This is a genomic window from Bacillus cereus group sp. BceL062 (assembly GCF_051780025.1).
GTDB classification, from domain to species: Bacteria; Bacillota; Bacilli; order Bacillales; family Bacillaceae_G; genus Bacillus_A; species Bacillus_A toyonensis.
This window is the reverse complement of the sequence record NZ_JBPWGY010000005.1, coordinates 166795-187430: the sequence shown is the minus strand read 5'-3', so window position 1 is coordinate 187430 and position 20636 is coordinate 166795. Positions and strand designations below refer to the sequence as shown.

Below are 20636 nucleotides of genomic sequence, written 5' to 3'. Positions count from 1 at the left end.
TTCATGTCAACTGTACAAGTACCGAAATTAAATACGAAAGATCTTTTAACACTAGAAGAATTAACGAAAGAAGAGATTATTTCTTTAATTGAGTTCGCTATATATTTAAAAAAGAATAAGCAAGAGCCTTTATTACAAGGTAAAATATTAGGGCTTATCTTTGATAAACATTCAACTCGTACTCGTGTATCTTTTGAAGCAGGAATGGTACAGCTCGGAGGACATGGAATGTTTTTAAGTGGGAAGGAGATGCAAATCGGAAGAGGAGAGACCGTTTCTGATACTGCGAAAGTACTGTCTCATTATATTGATGGGATTATGATACGTACATTCTCACACGCGGATGTAGAAGAGCTGGCAAAAGAATCGAGCATTCCTGTTATTAATGGATTAACGGATGATCATCATCCTTGTCAAGCATTAGCCGATTTAATGACGATATATGAAGAAGTGAATACATTTAAAGGAATTAAATTGGCTTATGTAGGTGATGGGAATAATGTGTGTCATTCGTTACTGTTAGCGAGTGCAAAAGTCGGAATGAATATGACTGTGGCAACACCCGTAGGGTATGAACCGAATGAGGAAATTGTTAAAAAAGCGTTAGCGATTGCTAAAGAAACAGGCGCTGAAATTGAAATTTTGCATAATCCTGAATTAGCGGTACAGGAAGCAGATTTTATTTATACTGATGTTTGGATGAGTATGGGGCAAGATGGAGAAGAAGAGAAATATACTTTATTTCAACCTTATCAAATCAATAAAGAACTTGTTATGCATGCAAAGCAAACATATCGTTTCTTACACTGTTTACCTGCTCATCGTGAAGAAGAAGTAACAGGAGAAATTATTGATGGACCACAGTCTATCGTTTTTGAGCAAGCTGGTAATCGATTACATGCTCAAAAAGCATTATTAGTAAGTTTATTTAATAATGTAGAAGAACCTTCCTAAAAGGAAGGTTTTTTATATTAAAATGTCGGATGTATATTTGGTTAATCATTTTTATATCATTTATAATAGAAAGAGAAAACTAAATTTGTTATTCAGTGCGTGTAAGGACATACTACATATAAAATATAGTTAAAGAGATGATGAGAGTGAAAACAACTAAGCAAACATATTCGTTTTTTCAGCGGATGTGGAGAATATTAAAGTTTCAATATTATAAGTTGCTTCGATCGCCAGAAGGAGCAAAGAAAGTGTCGTTAGGTTTTGCTATTGGTTTTGGTTTAGAAATGTTAGTAATTTATACAGCATCGCTCGTATATGTAATATTTTATCCAATCGTTCGATTAGCAAAAGGATCATTTCCTGCTGCAGTTATTGGCAATATTATTGGGAAAATATCGTTTCTCCCAGTGTTTTTATTTCCGCTTGCGTATGCGCTAGGGAAAATGATTTATCCATTTCATGTACAAAAAATACATCATGAACCATTCACGATATCGGACTTGTTTTCAAGTCACATTTTCACGATGTTAAAGAGCTTATTACAGAGTGAAGTATATGTATTAATTGGAATGACAATTTTAGGAGTTGTATTCGGTGTAGTTTCATATTTCGTTGTGCATTATTTATATGAAAAGAATCGTAAGTTACGTTTGAAGAACAGAAAGAAAAAAGTGAGAGAACCACTTGTACAAATATAAAGAATGGCACATTCATTTTCTCCTTTGAATATGTTTAAGAAAAAGGGGGAGAGAATGGATGTATTATTACTATGTACCTCAAGTATACCCATATATAAATTATTATCCAGTAAATGATCTGAGACAGCAAGTTGGAGTGTATCAACAGCAACAATTTCAGCAATTGCCACAAATACCACCACAACAATCGACGCAAGATCAAAAACCATATTTAACGACATGGCCATATTCAAATGTATACTACGGTAACTATTATGAATCATAAAGCTGCTTCTATTTAGAAGCAGCTTTATGCGTTTGTTTTCAAAATTAAATTTTGAATGGTTTGAAGAGATTGAATGAGCTTTTCGCGCTCTTCCTCAGATAATGTTTGGAAATTTTCTTTTAGTTTGTCTAAAATGAATTGCTGATACTGATTTACTAATAATTTCCCTTCAGCTGTTAGAGAAATTAAAATGACCCGTCGATCTTTTTCGCTATAATGACGCTCTATTAGTTCCTCTTGAATAAGTTTGTTTAATAGAGGTGTCATGTTAGGCCTTGAAATCGCTAGCCGCTTGCCGATTTCGGAAACTGCTAATGTGCCATTTTCATGCAAAAGTAGTAATACTTGTGTATGTGATGGCGGCATATGTCTTTGAGAAGAAAATTCTCCAGGAAGCATAAATTTGCGATAAAAAAGAGGCACTAGCGAAAGAAGATGATCAACAATACGTTCCCACTCGCGTGATTCCATATAAAGGCCCCCTTCCACTTTCATTGTAACAAAAAAGACATGGTATAAAAATAGAATTGTTTCACAGCAGCTTTAATATTTGTAGGATAACACTTGCTTTGTAAATGTATTAGCAATAATCGCATAGCCGTTATCATTTGGGTGCACTTGGTCAAATAGTAAATCTTTTTTATCATTCGATATTAATTTACGAATTGGTAAAACGATAGACGGTTGATTTGCTTTTGAAATGGAATAAACGGATTCATTCCATCCGTCTAAAAACATGTCTGCATAACTTGCGATGGAGTCATCGAGTTGTAACGGGTTATAGAGTTCTGAGAGAATGAGTAAAGCGTTCGGATTTTGATCTCGAACTGTCTTTACAATAGTTTTTATATCCGCTTCAAAATGAGCTTTTTCTTTATTTAACATTTTAATACCATCTATAACACCGACATCACGATTTAAGCGAAATAAATTATTTCCTCCAATATTAATCGTAATTATATTTGCAGCTCTAATTTTTTGCTTTACATCTTCTGATTGAACTTTTTTAGCGAGACGATCTGTAGTAAGGCCGTTTATCCCAAGATTTTCTACTGTAATTGGTTTATGAATTTGTGCTTCTATTTGTCTGGAAGCTAATTCAGCAAATCCACCTTGTGTCGATCCATATCCTTTAGCGAGTGAATCACCTAATACGAGGTGATAAAAGGAGTCGTTTGTTTGCTTATCAATCCAACTTGGAGCAGATGTTTTCTCTGTTTTGTCTTCAGGTTCGTTTTGTTTTGTCTCATCGTTCTTGTCAAAATTAGAATAAGAAATGATTAGAAGGAGGAGACAAACAACTATTAAGATGACTTTTTTCATAAATTCATCCTCCTTGTAATTGGTAATTGTATCATATTCAGCAGTATTAGCAATGTAAGGGCATATTATATGTTTATGAAAAGTTTACAATAACTTTACAGAAAATTTGTTGAAGTTTGTCAAAAAATATTGACGATACGAAAGAGTTTTATATATGATAATGTCAGATAAGGTGAAATGCTACTTAGTGGGAGCTTTATCTCCCGTTAATTGTTAGTCTTCATTAATCGAGCGTTTAAGGGGACTACTCGTTAGCGCAGGATGAAATGAAAATCGTGTCTCTAATAGAAGAAAAAAGGTATGTGATTATGGACCGATAGGGATTCATTTCATTATTTCTGGTAATTGTATAAGGGGGATTTTTTGTGAAAAAGTCAAAAAAAATGCTAGCTGGAGCAACTCTTGCTATAGGTGTAATAGCGCCGCAAGTATTGCCAACAACAGCTCATGCGGATGAGAATACTGGGGAGAGTACAGTTAACTTACGAATTCTAGAAACATCAGATATTCATGTTAACTTAATGAATTACGATTATTATCAAACGAAAACAGATAATAAAGTAGGTCTCGTGCAAACGGCAACACTTGTTAATAAAGCACGTGAAGAAGCGAAGAACTCTGTCCTATTTGATGATGGAGATGCATTACAAGGGACACCGCTTGGAGATTATGTAGCGAATAAAATAAACGATCCGAAAAATCCTGTGGATCCTAGTTATACACATCCATTATATCGTGTAATGAATTTAATGAAGTATGACGTCATCTCTCTTGGGAATCATGAATTTAACTATGGTTTAGATTATTTAAACAAAGTGATTAGTAAAACAAAGTTCCCGGTTATTAACTCGAACGTCTATAAAGATGATAAAGATAATAATGAAGAGAACGACCAAAATTACTTTAAACCATATCATATTTTTGAAAAAGAAGTAGAAGATGAATCAGGTCAAAAACAGAAGGTGAAAATTGGGGTAATGGGATTTGTTCCACCTCAAGTTATGAACTGGGATAAAGCAAATTTAGAAGGAAAAGTTAAAGCGAAAGATATAGTTGAAACAGCGAAGAAAATGGTTCCGAAAATGAAAGCGGAAGGTGCAGATGTTATCGTTGCACTAGCGCATTCTGGTGTTGATAAGAGTGGATACAACGTTGGCATGGAAAACGCATCGTATTATTTAACAGAAGTTACTGGTGTAGATGCAGTATTAATGGGACATTCACATACTGAAGTGAAGGATGTATTTAATGGTGTTCCAGTTGTAATGCCTGGTGTGTTTGGAAGTAACTTAGGTATTATTGATATGCAATTGAAAAAGGTAAACGGAAAATGGGAAGTACAAAAAGAGCAATCGAAGCCACAACTTCGTCCGATTGCTGATAGTAAAGGAAACCCATTAGTACAATCTGATCAAAATTTAGTTAATGAAATTAAAGATGATCATCAAGCGACAATTGATTATGTGAATACAGCTGTAGGAAAAACGACAGCGCCAATTAATAGTTATTTCTCATTAGTACAAGATGATCCTTCTGTGCAACTTGTGACAAATGCCCAAAAATGGTATGTCGAAAAGTTGTTTGCTGAAAATGGACAATATAGTAAATATAAAGGAATACCAGTTTTATCTGCAGGCGCACCATTTAAAGCAGGTGGCCGAAACGGTGCTACATATTATACGGATATTCCAGCTGGAACGTTAGCAATTAAAAACGTTGCAGATTTATATGTATATCCAAATACTTTATATGCTGTAAAAGTAAATGGAGCGCAAGTGAAAGAATGGCTTGAAATGTCTGCAGGTCAGTTTAATAAAATTGATCCAAAGGAAACGAAAGAACAGCCGTTAGTAAATATAGGCTATCCTACATATAACTTTGATATTTTAGATGGTTTAAAATACGAAATTGATGTGACGCAACCAGCGAAATACGATAAAGATGGAAAAGTTGTAAATGCAAATACGAATCGTATTATAAATATGACGTATGAAGGTAAGCCAGTAGCTGACAATCAAGAATTTATCGTCGCTACAAATAACTATCGTGGAAGTAGCCAAACGTTCCCAGGTGTAAGTAAAGGGGAAGTTGTATACCAATCACAAGATGAAACACGTCAAATCATTGTGAAGTATATGCAAGAAACACCAGTTATTAATCCGGCAGCCGATCAAAACTGGACATTTAAGCCGATTGTTGCAGATAAATTAAATACAACATTTGATTCTTCACCAAATGCACAAAAGTATATAAAGAAAGATGGGAAAATATCATATGTTGGGCCATCTGAAAATGAATTTGCTAAATATGCAATTGATATAACGAAGAAGAACGATGGTGGAGAAAAACCAACAACGCCACCAACAGGTGAAGGTAATAATGGAGGAAATCCAACGACACCACCAACAGGTGAAGGCAATAATGGAGGGAATCCAACGACACCACCAACAGGTGAAGGTAATAATGGAGGGAATCCAACGACACCACCAACAAATGAAGGTAATAGTGGAAACAATGCAGGATCTGGACAAACTACAACAGATGATCAAAATACAAAAGAAACAACGACAACTGTAAGTGAAAATAAAGAAGCTGACAAAGATGAACGTGATTTACCGAAAACAGGTGCAAGTGTTGCTTCTACAATTGGAGCGGGTCTTGCATTTATTGGAGCGGGATTACTTATGTTATTTAGAAGAAAGAAAGCAAATAGATAGTAAAGTGTTGTATAAAAAAAGGATTACCGCAATCGGTAATCCTTTTTTTACTTGTATATTATGAAACTGGTACTGCTTTTTCTTTTTTCCATGAAAGACCGAATCCAGTAAAGCCGACGATAATGGTTACAACTGGACAAGCTAAACAGAAGATTGCGTATGGCAGGTAATCGAATGTTGGAACGCTAAGGACGTTTGTTAAGAATACGCCACTTACACCCCATGGTACGAGTGGATTAATTACTGTACCAGCATCTTCTAGTACTCGTGATAAATTACGACGTTCTAAACCGACTTCATCGTATTTGTTAGCGAATGCTTGTCCTGTTAAAACGATTGACAAGTATTGTTCGCCGAGTAAGAAGTTTACACCAATTGCAGTTGAAGCAGTAGAAATAATTAAGCGTGTACTATTTTTAACAAAGCTAGAGATGATATTCATCAGCTGCGCGATAATACCCATCCCTTGTAGTAATCCTCCCATGCAAAGAGCTAGGAAAATAAGGGCAACGGACATCATCATACTTTGTAAACCGCCGCGAGATAATAAGCTATCAATATCTTTTATGCCAGTTTTAGAAACGTAACCGTCCTGCATAATTTTCATTAAATCAGTTAGAGATGTACTAGGTTTGAAAATAAAGAGAATAATGATTCCTACTACGATTCCAGCAAGTAATGTTGGAACTGCTGGAACCTTTTTGAATGCGAATAGGAACAGTAATAAAATTGGAATAAGTGTAACGATAGAAATTGTTGCATTTTTTTCTAACGTGCTAATAAAGGATGTGAAATCAACATTGCCTCCAGATCCACTGCCTAAAATGAAATATGCAATAAAAGCAATAATGAAAGCTGGAACTGTCGTCCAAAGCATGTTACGAATATGTTCAAATAAATCTACACCGGTTACAGCAGGAGCTAAGTTTGTTGTATCAGATAAAGGAGACATTTTATCCCCAAAGAATGCACCAGAAATAATTGCACCAGCGATAAGCGCTGGATCGTATCCAAGAGCACTACCCATGCCCATAAAGGCAAGTCCTACAGTTGCAGCAGTTGTAAATGCACTACCGATACTCGTTCCAACAATCGCACAAACAACAAAAACAGTTGGAACGAAAATTTTCGGAGATACAAGTTGGAAGCCGTATACCATTAAAGTTGGAATTGTTCCAGCTGCGATCCATACACTAATTAATACGCCTACAAGTAAGAAAATAAAAATAGATGGAATCCCCGCTGAAATACTACTGATCATCCCTTTTTCCATAGTAGACCAAGAGATTTTTTTCATAAACCCAAACGCTAATAAAATAACGATACCGAATAAAATCGGGATATGCGGTGAAACTTCTAATTGAATAACACTAAAACCAATACAGAAAAAGATAAAAATTGTTAAAAGAACAGATTCAATTTTTGAAACCATTGTTTTCCCCTCCTAATTAATCGAGAATAGCCTTTTTTATATAAAATTCGCCAATATTGTATATTTCCTTTTAAATTTTAGAATTTTTTGACAAATTACCGGTAATTTGTTAATACTTCTATATGATACGGAAATGATTGGATAAAAAAACGTCCCTGCATATAATTATGCAGGGACGAAGAAATCGCGGTACCACCCTAGCTTGTAAAATGAATGTATCACAAAATAAAGGGTCGTATGATATGCGTTAATAAAATAAAAAACGCCCCTGCAATATATGCAGGGACGAAAAATTCGCGGTACCACCCTAAATTGTGAAACAGTGTCGTTTCACCACTCTTTAGACATAACGGTCTATAACCGTCTTTCACTACTCCTTACGTTTCGTAAAAGAAGCTCCAGGGGGTAATTCATAATTCGCTCTGTACTGGTTCGCACCGACCACCAGCTCTCTGAAATCAGAAATCGAAATACTACTAAATCCTATCAACGCCGATTCATATGATGTTAGTTAAATTTTTATCATATATTCATCATACATGTCAATAAAAATGTGTAATATTTTTTTAGGGAAATAAAGGAGATAGGTTTTAACATTGAAAAATGTGCGTTATAATGAATTCGAAAGGGGAGAAAAGAGTGAAGAAAAAACTAATTCTTTTTACCACCTTACTAGTCATTGGCGGAAGTGCTGGAATTTACACAGCTTTTGCAGCTGAATCAGAGCAGGTGAAGCAAAAGCAAATCCAGCAATCAGAAGTGAAGAAAGTGAAAGAAACGGAAGAGAAGAAGTCGATGGAAAAAGCAGCTGCGAAACTAGGAGTTTCTACTGATGAGAAAACAAAAGAGGAAATTACGAAAGAAGTAAACACAGCTAGATTTGAGAAGCGTCATGATTTATTAATTGAGCATGCAAAACAACTGGGAATTGATACAGAAGGAAAAAAAGATGAAGAGATTATTTTAGAAATCGGAAAGATACAGCATGGAAAGTAGAACAACTTATCGTATGATAAGTTGTTCTTTTTTAAGAACTGTTTAATTTAAAAATAATTGACAGTCTTTTGGATTTAATGTTAACTATATCTATAAACTAGTTAACATTAGGGGTGACAATTGTGACTGTGAATAGTAATACGACTGAAAAATCATCTTATACATATGAAGAATTATCAGAGAAAAATAAAGCTTACGTATGGCACCCATTTACACAAATGAAAGATTATTTAGAAGAAGATCCTGTCATTATTGAACGTGGAGAGGGAAGAAAGCTATACGATGTAAATGGAAATGAATATTGGGATGGGGTTTCATCTATTTGGCTAAATGTTCACGGACATCAAGTGCCAGAATTAGATGAAGCAATTCGTGAGCAATTAAATAAAATTGCTCATTCTACTATGTTAGGACTTGCTAACGTTCCATCAATTTTATTAGCAGAAAGAATTATTGAGGTTGTACCAGAAGGATTGAAGAAGGTGTTCTATTCAGACTCTGGTTCTACAGCTGTTGAAATTGCAATTAAGATGGCTTTCCAATATTGGCAACATAAAGGGAAACCGAGAAAACAAAGATTTGTTACATTAAAAGAAGCATATCACGGTGATACGATTGGTGCTGTTTCAGTAGGAGCAATAGACTTGTTTCACCAAGTGTATAGTTCACTCTTATTTGAAGCAATTAAAATGCCGTATCCATATACATATCGTTCTCCTTATGGAGATAATAAGGAACAAATTGTAAAAAAACATTTAGAAGAAATGGAAGAAATGCTGAAAGAAAAACATGAAGAAATTGCAGCTATTATTGTAGAACCTTTAATGCAAGGAGCTGGCGGTATGATTACAATGCCGAAAGGATACTTAAAAGGGCTAAGGGATTTATGTACAACATATAATGTTTTATTTATTACGGATGAAGTAGCAACGGGATTTGGGCGCACTGGAAAAATGTTTGCATGTGAACATGAAAATGTGACGCCAGACATTTTAACCGCTGGGAAAGGTTTAACAGGTGGTTATTTACCGGTTGCAGTTACGGTAACGACAGACGAAATATATAATGCCTTCTTAGGAGAATATGAGGAACAAAAATCATTTTTCCATGGTCATAGTTACACAGGTAATCCGTTAGGGTGTGCAGTAGCAATTGCGAATCTAGAATTATATGAAAAAACAAATTTAATAGAAGATGTTGCACGTAAAACAGAATATGTAGCCAAGCAATTAGAAGCGCTCTTTGCATATAAACATGTAGGTGATATTCGTCAGTGCGGGTTAATGATTGGTATTGAACTAGTGAAGAATAAGGAAACGAAAGAATCGTTTGAATGGACAGAAAGAGTCGGTGTGCAAGTATGTAAACGCTCAAGAGATCTTGGCATGATTTTACGACCGCTCGGTAACACGATTGTATTTATGCCTCCTCTTGCTTCTACAATTGATGAGATAGATGATATGTTACGCATTTTATATAAAGCAATCTCAGATGTTACGGAGGGAGAAGAATGAGCTGTTTTTTCATAACAGCAACAGATACTGAAGTTGGAAAAACTGTGGTTGCAGGTGCGTTAGCAGGTGTATATAGAGAGTTGGGATATAACGTAGGGGTATATAAACCGTTGCAAAGTGGACATGTTGCATCAAACCCTGAGGGAGATGCAGCAAGATTAAAAGCATTATCGGGTGTACCGACAAAAGAAGATGAAATTTGTCCTTATTCCATTGAAGAACCGCTTGCTCCGAGACTTGCGATGAAAAGAGCTGGAAGAGTCGTAAAGTTAAAAGACATTATGAGGCACTATGAAGAACTATTAAAAGAGTTTAATAGCGTATTTGTTGAAGGGGCAGGCGGGCTTGCAGTCCCATATACTGAAGATAGTTTAGTAATTGATTTCGCAAAACAATTACAGTTGCCTCTTATTATAGTAGCTCGCCCTACGCTAGGGACAGTCAATCATACTGTCTTAACAATTTCTTATGCACAGGCACACGGTTTAACAGTAGCAGGTGTAATTTTGTCTAGTTGTAAAGAATGTGACAAAGAAAGAGTGCAAGAAAATAAAGAAATGATTGAGGAGTTAAGTGGAGTACCAGTTTTAGGTTTATTACCATTTCTTGAAGGTGAATTTACTAGGGAAAAATTATTGGAATCAGCAAAAGAACATATTATGATTTCAAAATTAGAGGAGTTCATTCAAAATGAATCAAACGTGGCGCACACATCTTCAATCTAAATTACAACAATTACATGAGCAAGGACAGTATCGTAATTTGCATGTAACAGAGCAAGCAGAAGAGACGTGGCTTATTCGAGATAAAAAAAGGTTGTTAAATTTAGCGTCAAATAATTATTTAGGATTAGCTGGAGATGAAAGATTAAAAGAAGCTGCTATTGCGTGTACAAAAAAGTATGGAACTGGTGCGACTGCTTCTCGCCTCGTTGTAGGAAATTATCCATTGTATGAAGAGGTTGAGAGAAGTGTATGCAACTGGAAAGGTACTGAAAGAGCACTAATTGTAAATAGTGGATATACAGCAAATGTAGGTGCTATATCTGCTTTAGCCTGTCGTCACGATATTGTTTTTAGTGATAAATTAAATCACGCAAGTATTGTTGATGGAATTATATTAAGCGGCGCAGAACATAAAAGGTATCGTCATAATGATTTGGATCATTTAGAGAAGTTATTGAAAATAGCGTCATCTGAAAAGAGGAAGTTAATCGTAACTGATACTGTTTTTAGTATGGATGGTGATACTGCATACTTGAGAGAATTAGTGCAGCTTAAGGAGAAATATGGGGCAATCATTATAGTTGATGAAGCACATGCGAGTGGAATATATGGAATCGATGGAGCTGGGTTATCTCATATAGAAAAAGACATTTCTCAAAAAATTGATATACATATGGGGACGTTTAGTAAAGCTTTAGGGTGCTATGGTGCGTATTTGACAGGCGATGCAATTTATATAGAGTATTTACGAAATATGATGAGAAGCTTTATTTTTACTACAGCCTTACCACCAGGAATATTAGGGGCGATACGAAAAGCAATTGAAATTGTGAAAGAAGATAACGAAAGAAGAGAGAGTCTTATAGCGAATGGTGCATATTTCAGAACCCATTTACGAGAAGCTGGTTTTGATATTGGGAATAGCTCAACTCATATTGTACCGATTGTAGTCGGTTCAAATGAAAATGCTTTACGGTTTAGTAAAAGATTACAAGAGGTAGGCATCGCAGCAATTGCAATTCGTCCACCGACGGTTCCAATTAATAGTTCCCGGGTCCGTTTTGCTGTTACGTCACAACATACAATAGCTGATTTAAAATGGGCCATTGACCAAATTATTTACATTGCCAAAGAAGAGGAGCTTTTCGTATGAAAGAGCTAAAGATTATTTTTATCCCTGGATGGGGAATGGAAGAAAATGTTTGGGATTTAGTACTTCCGTATTTCAAAGAGTATCCTGTTCAATGCATAGATTGGCGTAACGTGAAAGAGATAGGCGAGTTTGCGGAACGAATAATAGATGTAGCGCATGATGAAAATGTAATTTTAGTTGGATGGTCATTAGGAGCTTTAGCGGCAATTCAAGCCTATAAAAAGATTAAGGCGAAAGGTATCGTATTAATTGGTGGTACTGCTAAATTTACAAATACGAGTGACTATACAAGTGGATGGAATTCTTTGCATGTAGAACGGCTGAAAAAGAATTTGGTGGGGAAGAAAGAAGATACGCTCAAGCGGTTCTATGAAAATATGTTTACGAAAGATGAGTTGAAAGAGAATAAATGTTTTGAAGATATTGTAAAACATTTTAAAGGGGATTCTATTCAGTCTTTACAATTAGGTTTGGATTATTTAATAGAAACAGATATGAGAGGAGAGCTGAAAGAAATTCAAGCACCTATACTATTTATTCATGGAGAGCAGGATGTAATATGTCCATTGTCTGCTGCTCATAGTATGGCGGACAATACAAATGTAACACTCAAGGTAGTAAGTGAGGCAGGACACGCATTATGTATAACGAATTTTGAATATTGTGCAAATGAGGTAATTCAATTTGTAGAGGGGATACGACATGATCAACAAAACGTTACTACAAAAACGGTTTAACGTGGCAGCTGTATCTTACGATCAATATGCAAATGTACAAAAAAAGATGGCACATTCATTACTTTCTACACTGAATCGACGATATAGTGCAAATTCATCGATACGTATTTTAGAACTTGGATGCGGGACAGGTTATGTCACAGAGAAATTATCAAACTTATTTCCAAAAGCGCATATTACAGCTATTGATTTTGCTGAAAGTATGATTGCGGTTGCGAAAACTAGACAAAATGTAAAAAATGTAACGTTTCACTGTGAAGATATCGAACGATTACGATTAGAAGAATCATATGATGTCATTATTTCAAATGCTACATTTCAATGGCTAAATGATTTAAAACAAGTGATTAGAAATCTATTTCATCATTTGTCTGCAGATGGGATACTACTCTTTTCAACGTTTGGACAAGAAACTTTTCAAGAGCTTCACAATTCGTTTCGGAGGGCGAAAGAAGAAAAAAATATACGAAATGAAATAGTGATAGGTCAACGTTTTTATTCGAAAGATCAGTTACGCCATATATGCAAGATAGAAACAGGGGATGTACATGTTTCTGAAACATGTTACATAGAGAGTTTTGCAGAAGTTAGAGAGTTTCTGCATTCTATTCGAAAAGTAGGAGCGACCAATAGTAATGAAGAATCATATTGCCAAAGTCCCTCACTCTTTCGTGCGATGCTTCGTATATACGAAAGAGACTTCACGGGAAATGAAGGGATAATGGCAACATATCATGCTTTATTTACGTATATAACAAAAGAGGGGAAGAGATGAAATGAAACAAGTACAAACAAAAAGGGATTGGAAAAAACTTGCATACGACGTAGTAGAAGAGAAAATGATTACGAAAGAAGATGCAATAGCAATATTAGAAGCTGATGATACAGAAGTTTTAGAAATTATGAATGCAGCCTACATCATTCGTCATCATCATTTTGGTAAGAAAATAAAATTGAATATGATTATTAATACGAAATCTGGCTTATGTCCTGAAGATTGTGGGTATTGTTCACAGTCTATTATTTCAGAAGCACCAATTGATAAATATGCATGGTTAACGCAGGAGAAGATTGTAGAAGGAGCACATGAAGCAATTCGCCGTAAAGCGGGTACATATTGTATTGTAGCATCTGGCCGTCGACCGACAGATAAAGAAGTAAATCACGTAATTGGGGCTGTGAAGGAAATTCGTGAAACGACAGATTTGAAGATTTGTTGCTGTTTAGGTTTCTTAAACGAAGATCAAGCAGGACGCTTAGCAGAAGCTGGTGTTCATCGTTATAACCACAACTTAAATACACATGAAAACAATTATGAAAGCATTTGCTCAACTCATACGTATGACGATCGTGTTGATACGGTTCAAAAAGCGAAACAAGCTGGTATTTCACCATGCTCTGGGGCGATTTTTGGAATGGGAGAAACAATTGAAGAACGTGCTGAAATAGCATTTGAATTACAACGTATAGATGCAGATTCTATTCCGTGTAATTTCCTCGTTGCTGTAAAGGGCACACCGCTTGAAGGACAAAAAGAGTTAACACCTGTAGAATGTTTAAAAGTATTGGCGATGATGCGTTTCGTAAACCCAACAAAAGAAATTCGTATTTCAGGAGGTCGCGAAATTAATTTACGTTCTGTACAGCCACTCGGCTTATTTGCAGCAAACTCTATTTTTGTCGGGGATTACTTAACGACAGCTGGACAAGAGCCAACTGCAGACTGGGGTATGATTGAAGATTTAGGATTTGAGATTGAGGAATGTGCACTATAAGATAGAGGAAAAAGCAAACTTGTAAAAGAGTTTGCTTTTTTTGTAAATAAAATGTAATAAAAGGCTATTATCACTTGATACGAATGGGTTTTGAGTGAGAAAAAGAATTTTTGCGGACGAATTTTCCAAGCCCTAGTTGTACATAGTAAATATGTATTTTATATTGGGTTGGAGGATTTTACATGCACAAATACATATTAGCGATTATGACCTGTCTAATTTTAATAAAAGCAATAAGTACTGATCCAGTTAAGGCCGCTGAAAATCCTGAACAAAAAGAGATGCAACAAAGAATTGAACAACATTTTCGAACGAAAGCTGAACATTTTGGATTGAAAACGGAAGGGAAAGATTTAAAGGAAGTACGAAAAGAAATTACTATTATAGAAGAAGCGAAAAAAAGAGAGAATGTATGGAGAACAGCGCAAGCACTTCATATAAAGACAGAAGGAAAAACGATGAATGAATTAATAAAAGATGTACGAAAAAAAGCGAAAAAATAAAAAGAGGCCGCAGCCTCTTTTTTTATGCCCATTGTTTTGATAAGTGAGCCATTTCAATGGCAGCAACGGCTGATTCATATCCTTTATTACCAGCTTTCGTACCTGCACGTTCAATCGCTTGTTCAATTGTTTCTGTCGTTAATACACCGAAAATAACAGGGATGTCAGTTTGTAGTGATAAAGACGCAACACCTTTTGCTACTTCATTACAAACGTAATCGTAATGTGTAGTAGCTCCACGGATTACAGTACCTAAAGTAATAACAGCATCATACTTTCCGCTACTGGCCATCTTTTTAGCGATTAAAGGAATTTCAAATGCACCAGGAACCCAAGCGACATCAATATCATTTTCTTCTACGCCGTGACGTTTTAATCCGTCTAAAGCGCCGCCAAGTAATTTACTTGTAATAAATTCATTAAAACGTCCAACAACAACCCCAACTTTTAATCCTGTACCAACTAAATGACCTTCGAATACCATAATAAATCTCTCCTTTGATTATAAGTTTAATAAATGTCCTAATTTGTTTACTTTCGTTTGTAAATATGTTTTATTCTCTTCTTTTGTTGGCATTTGCAACGGTACACGCTCGACTACTTCTAAATCGTAACCTTGTAAGCCAGCAATTTTTCTTGGATTATTCGTTAATAATCGTAAACTTTGTAAGCCTAAATCTTTTAATATTTGAGCGCCGATACCATAATCACGAAGGTCAGCAGGGAAGCCGAGTTTTTCATTTGCTTCTACAGTATCGAATCCTTCTTCCTGCAATTTATAAGCGCGAAGCTTATTAAGAAGCCCGATGCCTCGTCCTTCTTGTCTCATATAAAGAAGAACACCTTTTCCTTCACGCTCAATTTGAGCAAGTGCTGCATGGAGTTGTGGTCCGCAATCACAGCGACATGAACCGAATACATCTCCTGTTAAACATTCAGAATGAACACGTACAAGCACCGGTTCACCTGTTGAAATATCACCTTTTATGAGCGCAATATGTTCTTTCGTATCTAATGAGTTAGAATAGCCAATTGCTTGGAAACTACCGAAATCTGTAGGTAAGGTAATTTCCACTTCTCTTGTCACAAGTGTTTCATGATGGCGGCGATAAACAATTAAATCTTCTATCGTAATCATTTTTATATCAAATTGTTTTGCGCACTGTAGTAAATCAGGTACACGTGCCATCGTACCGTCCTCATTAATAATCTCGCAAATGACTCCAGCAGGTTCTGCTCCGCAAAGTTTTGCTAAATCGACAGCAGCTTCTGTATGACCTGAACGGCGAAGGACACCGCCTTCTTTCGCGATTAATGGAAAGATATGTCCAGGTCGATTGAAATCAGCACCTTTAGATGCAGGATTTAACAATTCTTGTATCGTAGTTGCACGTTCGTGAGCGCTAATCCCTGTTGTTGTAGAAACATGATCAATGCTCACTGTAAACGCAGTATGATGTGAATCTGTATTATGAGATACCATTGGTTCTAATTGTAGGCGCTCTGCGTACCCCTCCGTAATCGGTACGCAAACGAGGCCGCGACCATGTGTAATCATAAAATTAATTGTTTCTGGCGTAATATACTCTGCTAAAGCGATAAAATCGCCTTCATTTTCTCGGTTTTCATCGTCGCATACGATAACGACTTTTCCTTGTTTTAAATCTTCTAGAGCTTCTTCAATACGATGAAACATTATGTTTCCCCCTTATAGAAATCCGTTTTCTTGTAAAAAGCTTTCGGACATTGACCCCGTTCGTTTTACAGGTTTAGAAATAAAGCGTTCGATATATTTACCAATCATGTCACACTCAATGTTTACGATATCTCCGGCATTCTTTTCTCCGATGACAGATTCGCTTACTGTGTGTGGGATGAGTGAAATTGTTATGGAAGATTCGTCTATATCAAATATCGTTAAACTCGTTCCATCAACAGCAACGGATCCTTTATGCAAACAATAGCGTAGCAATTCATCGGAAATTGCTATTTTGTAATAGACGGCATTGTAATGTTGTTTTTTAGTTAAAATTGTCCCGATGCCATCGATATGTCCTGAAACGAAATGTCCACCAAAGCGCCCGTTTGCAGCCATGGCTCGCTCTAAATTTACTTTAGAGTGTGATTTAAGCAGGCGAAGTGATGTTGATTTCATCGTTTCAGGCATTGCATCAACTGTAAATGAAGTAGTTGTAAAGCTCGTTACAGTTAAGCAAATCCCGTTAACCGCGATACTATCACCTAAATGGACATCAGATAAAATTTCATTTGCATGGATCGTTAATTTCATCGCTTCTCCGCTTTGTTGCATGTTTGTGATCGTTCCTAATTCTTCTACAATTCCTGTAAACATTTCGTCACCTCATTTCGGGCAGTCGCAACAATTTTGATATCATCGCCAATTTGTTTCATCTCTTGAATTTTCAAGGAAAGCGAATCTTGTAATTTTGAAAAACCGTGTCCTCCAAAAAGAGTAGGAGCACCTTTCCCGCCAATTAATTTCGGGCTTATATAGGTTACAATTTCATTGAAATTGTTTGTTTGTAAGAAACTTGCATGAACAGTTTGTCCACCTTCGATGAAGAGAGACAGGATTTGTTTTTCACCGAGTAGATCTAAAACATCTTGAATTTCAATTTGCTTCGTTTTCATTTGGAATATCGCTATATTTTTAGATTCATAAGAAGCTATTTTCTCTTTATTTACATCCTTACCTACAATAATCCATGTCGGTGCTAAAGTATCTGTTATGACATGAGAAGATGGTGGCGTTCGTAAATGGGTATCTAAAATAACGCGAATAGAATGTTTCCCGCCATTTGGAATTCTTGTTGTTAAATGTGGATTGTCGGCTATAACTGTATTCACTCCAACAAGAATTGCATCATGTGTATGGCGATATTGGTGAACGTCAGCGCGTGCTTCTGCACCAGTAATCCACTTACTTTCACCAGTTACAGTGGCTGTTTTGCCATCTAAGCTCATCGCGGTCTTTATCGTGACAAATGGGCGTTTCGTTTTCATGTAGTGAAAAAAGTAGCGATTTAATAAAACTGCTTCCGTTTCAAGAACACCCGTAGTTACTTCGATTCCTGCCTCTTCTAATTTCTTTTTTCCATTACCAGAAACGAGCGGGTTGCAATCAAGGGTAGCAATGACAATGCGCTTAACTCCCTTTTCGATGAGTAATTCACAGCAAGGTGGTGTTTTTCCAAAGTGGCTACACGGCTCAAGTGTTACATAGACGGTAGCGTTTTTTGCTTTCTCACCAGCCATATGAAGGGCATGAACTTCCGCGTGTTCTTCACCAGCACGTAAATGAGCGCCCATTCCGACGATGTTTCCATCTTTTACAACAACAGCACCAACCATAGGATTCGGACTCGTTTGTCCTGATGTCCCCTTAGCTAATTGCAAGGCAATCCTCATATATTCTTGATCAGTCATTCTCTTCACCTCTCCTAAAAAAATCAAAAAACCCCAAGGATTTAATATCCTTGGGGTTTGGGAGACGTGATTTCTAGAATTATAGTTTGAATACGAAAGTACAGGAAAGAAACCTAGCGATGATTGACATTTTTGCATAAGGAAAAAACCTAGCAAAATATCGAATTTTTTAAACGCTAGTTGTCTCTTTTTTATTTCAGTATAAAAAATGAGTATAGAAAACTAAACATATATATAAATTCAAAATGAATGTATAAAAATATGCATACTGAAATAAAAGTGTATTCACTATATAAAAAACTAGAAACATATCCTTCTCCCATCCAGACTATACTGTCGGCCCTAGAGTTTCACTAGATCCACCGTTTTCGAGTTGAAAACGGGTCACGGACTTAGAAGTTTTCACTTCATCACCGCCGGTTGGGAATTTCACCCGACCCCGAAGGATGCTGTTTGGTCAAATTATAGCACAAAAAAGAAAAAAGGCTAGCAAAAAATATTTGAATGTGAAGAATTGTGTGAAAATACATGGAGATTGAAATGGAGACAAAAGTGTTAAAAATGTTGTTAGGAAAAGGAATATCCAGACTTTGATTAAAAGAAAAAACATGCACAAAAAATGTGCATGTCACATACAAAATTACTTTGCCTCTGGTGCTCTAACAACAGATTCGAATTTACCTTTATGCGAAGCATCGCAATAAGGCATATTTTTTGATAAACCACAACGGCATAAAGAAAATGCTGATTTTGCTGAGAATACATTCCCTTGTGAGTCGACTAATTCCACGTCCCCTGTAACGCGAAAAGAGCCATTATCATTTACTTTAATTTGTACTTTTGCCAACGCTATCCCTCCTTCCCAAACGCTTAATTTCATCATATAATCAAGGGAAGCACTTGACAATATAAAGTGAAACTTTAATTAGTGGAGGGGGTTCATTCCACTGATTATTAGCCTTCACCAATCGGGCGATTACGGGCAGTTAATCTCCCGCCTAACTTCTTTGCTTCAGCCGAATTTTGAGATGGGAGTCTCACTGCCCGTTAACGCGGGATAAAAAGAGCACTTTCTTTGGGAGAGAAGAGAGTGTTATAATGTTTTTTATAACTGACTAGAGTAAGGTGACGAAAGATGGACAAACAATTACTTACATTACGAAATATTGCAAATGAGCGCACGTGGGCATCATTTTTGAATGATAATCATCCATATAGTTTATTGCACTGGTCGATTGCCGGTGTAGGACAAGAAGCGAAGGATGTTTGGTTACTTCAAGATGAGGTAACGTTTCAAACGACAGAATTTCCAACGCTAGATGAAGCTGTGCAATGGATTTCTGAAAACATGGAACAAGTTACAGACGTTTTATCGCAATGAAAAAAACAGGCTTATGCAAGCCTGTTTTTTGTTTCTTTTACGCATGTGTTCAAAAATTGATCAAGAGCTGCTTCATACTCCTCTTTATTTTCGTTATAAGAGCAAGCGTGTGCACCGTGTTCTGCAATATAAAGTTGTTTATTATTTTCTTTTGCTTCATATAGAGCTTTTGTCATATCGGCTAAAATATAATCGTCATCTTTACTATGAATAAAGAGAACGGGATTGTTAATGTTTTTTATACAGTCGATTGGTGAAACTTCACGAATTGTATACCCGTCACGAACTTTTAAAAAAGCATTTGCTAATGGTAATAAAGGCCATTTGGGTAAATGGAATTCAACCTTTAAGCGGTGCTGTAATTGCCCATAGAAATCAGAAAAAGGACAATCTGCAATATAGAAATCAGCACCATCTTCTACAAGTCCTGCGTATTGAAGTAGTGTTGCAGCGCCCATAGATTCACCATGAATACCGAGTATTATATTTGTGCCAAAACGACTTTTTAGCCAGTCAACTACTGATTTTAAATCATGTTTTTCATAGTATCCATAGCTTGTTGTTTTTCCTCCGGTTTTACCATGACGACGATGATCATAAATAAGGACATTATATCCTCTGCTTAAAAATAAGTTTGCATATTTTACAGAGTTCATTTTGTTTACAGTTACGCCGTGACAAAAAACCATAAACTTGTTGGAATGACCTGCAGGAATGTAATATCCATGAAGATCATATCCGAATTGCGAAGGGATATGAATTTCTTCTTTATGAAGAGCATCAAAATCTTCTATACGAAAATGTTTTTTCGATTCTCTTTCTAGAACTTCTTCCTCTGTTTTTTTCTTCAAGTACATCACTTTATTTGTAAAGAAAATCCCAAGGGCAGTTATCGCACCTAGTATAGTAAACAATGCTGCAAAAAAACGTTTCATACTTTACCTCATCCTCCAAATACCGTTACATGTGATACACTTACATTGTATCACAAGGATAGAAAAGGAGAGAAATAGGAA

At 36.1% G+C, this 20636-nt stretch carries 22 protein-coding genes, 1 riboswitch and 1 other annotated feature; of the genes, 13 read left to right on the top strand and 9 right to left on the bottom strand.

The window, feature by feature from the left end; genetic code table 11:
* Positions 1-3: 3 nt before the first annotated feature.
* The 3 genes from argF to ACS2MN_RS14210 all read left to right on the top strand — a co-directional run bounded on the left by argF (position 4) and on the right by ACS2MN_RS14210 (position 1917).
* On the top strand, positions 4-954 hold the full coding sequence (gene argF, locus ACS2MN_RS14220) for an ornithine carbamoyltransferase (RefSeq protein ID WP_000108847.1): 951 nt from the start codon (positions 4-6) through the stop codon (positions 952-954).
* Positions 955-1091: 137 nt separating this feature from the next.
* Complete coding sequence (locus ACS2MN_RS14215) at positions 1092-1652, top strand: DUF2062 domain-containing protein (protein ID WP_002059978.1); 561 nt, start codon at positions 1092-1094, stop codon at positions 1650-1652.
* A 58-nt stretch (positions 1653-1710) separates the two neighbouring features.
* Positions 1711-1917, top strand: a complete 207-nt coding sequence (locus tag ACS2MN_RS14210; protein ID WP_000291937.1) for a hypothetical protein — start codon at positions 1711-1713, stop codon at positions 1915-1917.
* A gap of 24 nt (positions 1918-1941) precedes the next feature.
* On the opposite strand, the gene ACS2MN_RS14205 is transcribed toward ACS2MN_RS14210, so the two are convergent.
* Entirely contained in the window at positions 1942-2388 is a 447-nt protein-coding gene (locus ACS2MN_RS14205) for a MarR family winged helix-turn-helix transcriptional regulator (RefSeq protein WP_000445820.1), read from the bottom strand.
* A 72-nt stretch (positions 2389-2460) separates the two neighbouring features.
* A complete protein-coding gene (locus ACS2MN_RS14200) occupies positions 2461-3240 on the bottom strand; it encodes a GDSL-type esterase/lipase family protein (protein WP_087969719.1) in 780 nt (259 codons plus the stop codon).
* 365 nt (positions 3241-3605) lie between these two features.
* On the opposite strand from ACS2MN_RS14200, the gene cpdB reads away from it, so the two are divergent.
* The gene (gene cpdB, locus ACS2MN_RS14195; protein ID WP_224992970.1) at positions 3606-5957 is read left to right on the top strand and encodes a bifunctional 2',3'-cyclic-nucleotide 2'-phosphodiesterase/3'-nucleotidase; all 2352 of its coding nucleotides are present in this window, start codon (positions 3606-3608) and stop codon (positions 5955-5957) included.
* A 58-nt stretch (positions 5958-6015) separates the two neighbouring features.
* On the opposite strand, the gene nhaC is transcribed toward cpdB, so the two are convergent.
* Complete coding sequence (gene nhaC / locus ACS2MN_RS14190; RefSeq protein WP_000253727.1) at positions 6016-7389, bottom strand: Na+/H+ antiporter NhaC; 1374 nt, start codon at positions 7387-7389, stop codon at positions 6016-6018.
* 278 nt (positions 7390-7667) lie between these two features.
* Positions 7668-7888, bottom strand: a binding site (T-box leader).
* Positions 7889-8028: 140 nt separating this feature from the next.
* On the opposite strand from nhaC, the gene ACS2MN_RS14185 reads away from it, so the two are divergent.
* From ACS2MN_RS14185 to ACS2MN_RS14150, 8 genes are all read left to right on the top strand, one after another.
* Complete coding sequence (locus ACS2MN_RS14185; RefSeq protein ID WP_000727842.1) at positions 8029-8385, top strand: hypothetical protein; 357 nt, start codon at positions 8029-8031, stop codon at positions 8383-8385.
* A 122-nt stretch (positions 8386-8507) separates the two neighbouring features.
* Positions 8508-9899, top strand: a complete 1392-nt coding sequence (gene bioA / locus ACS2MN_RS14180; RefSeq protein ID WP_224992971.1) for an adenosylmethionine--8-amino-7-oxononanoate transaminase — start codon at positions 8508-8510, stop codon at positions 9897-9899.
* The gene (gene bioD / locus ACS2MN_RS14175) at positions 9896-10624 is read left to right on the top strand and encodes a dethiobiotin synthase (protein ID WP_438894711.1); all 729 of its coding nucleotides are present in this window, start codon (positions 9896-9898) and stop codon (positions 10622-10624) included. The genes bioA and bioD overlap by 4 nt, the downstream gene beginning before the upstream one ends.
* Positions 10590-11777, top strand: coding sequence for an 8-amino-7-oxononanoate synthase (gene bioF, locus ACS2MN_RS14170; RefSeq protein ID WP_098709628.1), 1188 nt, complete (start codon positions 10590-10592; stop codon positions 11775-11777). The genes bioD and bioF overlap by 35 nt, the downstream gene beginning before the upstream one ends.
* Complete coding sequence (locus tag ACS2MN_RS14165; RefSeq protein ID WP_087949737.1) at positions 11774-12514, top strand: alpha/beta fold hydrolase; 741 nt, start codon at positions 11774-11776, stop codon at positions 12512-12514. Before bioF ends, ACS2MN_RS14165 begins: the two co-directional genes overlap by 4 nt.
* Positions 12480-13289, top strand: coding sequence for a malonyl-ACP O-methyltransferase BioC (bioC, locus tag ACS2MN_RS14160; RefSeq protein ID WP_087949736.1), 810 nt, complete (start codon positions 12480-12482; stop codon positions 13287-13289). The genes ACS2MN_RS14165 and bioC overlap by 35 nt, the downstream gene beginning before the upstream one ends.
* Position 13290: 1 nt before the next feature.
* On the top strand, positions 13291-14289 hold the full coding sequence (gene bioB / locus ACS2MN_RS14155) for a biotin synthase (protein WP_000815851.1): 999 nt from the start codon (positions 13291-13293) through the stop codon (positions 14287-14289).
* A 182-nt stretch (positions 14290-14471) separates the two neighbouring features.
* Positions 14472-14792, top strand: a complete 321-nt coding sequence (locus ACS2MN_RS14150; protein ID WP_098709630.1) for a hypothetical protein — start codon at positions 14472-14474, stop codon at positions 14790-14792.
* Positions 14793-14814: 22 nt separating this feature from the next.
* On the opposite strand, the gene ribH is transcribed toward ACS2MN_RS14150, so the two are convergent.
* The 5 genes from ribH to ACS2MN_RS14125 form a co-directional block, all read right to left on the bottom strand.
* A complete protein-coding gene (gene ribH / locus ACS2MN_RS14145) occupies positions 14815-15276 on the bottom strand; it encodes a 6,7-dimethyl-8-ribityllumazine synthase (protein WP_000230897.1) in 462 nt (153 codons plus the stop codon).
* A gap of 18 nt (positions 15277-15294) precedes the next feature.
* A complete protein-coding gene (gene ribBA, locus ACS2MN_RS14140) occupies positions 15295-16488 on the bottom strand; it encodes a bifunctional 3,4-dihydroxy-2-butanone 4-phosphate synthase/GTP cyclohydrolase II (RefSeq protein ID WP_087949735.1) in 1194 nt (397 codons plus the stop codon).
* A gap of 12 nt (positions 16489-16500) precedes the next feature.
* A complete protein-coding gene (gene ribE / locus ACS2MN_RS14135) occupies positions 16501-17145 on the bottom strand; it encodes a riboflavin synthase subunit alpha (RefSeq protein ID WP_000493925.1) in 645 nt (214 codons plus the stop codon).
* On the bottom strand, positions 17127-18239 hold the full coding sequence (gene ribD, locus ACS2MN_RS14130) for a bifunctional diaminohydroxyphosphoribosylaminopyrimidine deaminase/5-amino-6-(5-phosphoribosylamino)uracil reductase RibD (RefSeq protein WP_087949732.1): 1113 nt from the start codon (positions 18237-18239) through the stop codon (positions 17127-17129). Before ribD ends, ribE begins: the two co-directional genes overlap by 19 nt.
* 307 nt (positions 18240-18546) lie before the next feature.
* Positions 18547-18690, bottom strand: a riboswitch (FMN riboswitch).
* Between the two features lie 189 nt (positions 18691-18879).
* Positions 18880-19122 carry a CDGSH iron-sulfur domain-containing protein gene (locus tag ACS2MN_RS14125; protein WP_015000940.1) on the bottom strand — a complete coding sequence of 81 codons (243 nt, stop codon included), beginning with the start codon at positions 19120-19122 and terminating at the stop codon, positions 18880-18882.
* Positions 19123-19374: 252 nt separating this feature from the next.
* On the opposite strand from ACS2MN_RS14125, the gene ACS2MN_RS14120 reads away from it, so the two are divergent.
* A complete protein-coding gene (locus ACS2MN_RS14120) occupies positions 19375-19620 on the top strand; it encodes a DUF2552 family protein (protein ID WP_000360799.1) in 246 nt (81 codons plus the stop codon).
* A gap of 11 nt (positions 19621-19631) precedes the next feature.
* Here ACS2MN_RS14120 and ACS2MN_RS14115 read toward each other — a convergent pair whose 3' ends face one another.
* A complete protein-coding gene (locus ACS2MN_RS14115; protein ID WP_000819221.1) occupies positions 19632-20555 on the bottom strand; it encodes an alpha/beta hydrolase in 924 nt (307 codons plus the stop codon).
* Between the last annotated feature and the right edge of the window lie 81 nt (positions 20556-20636).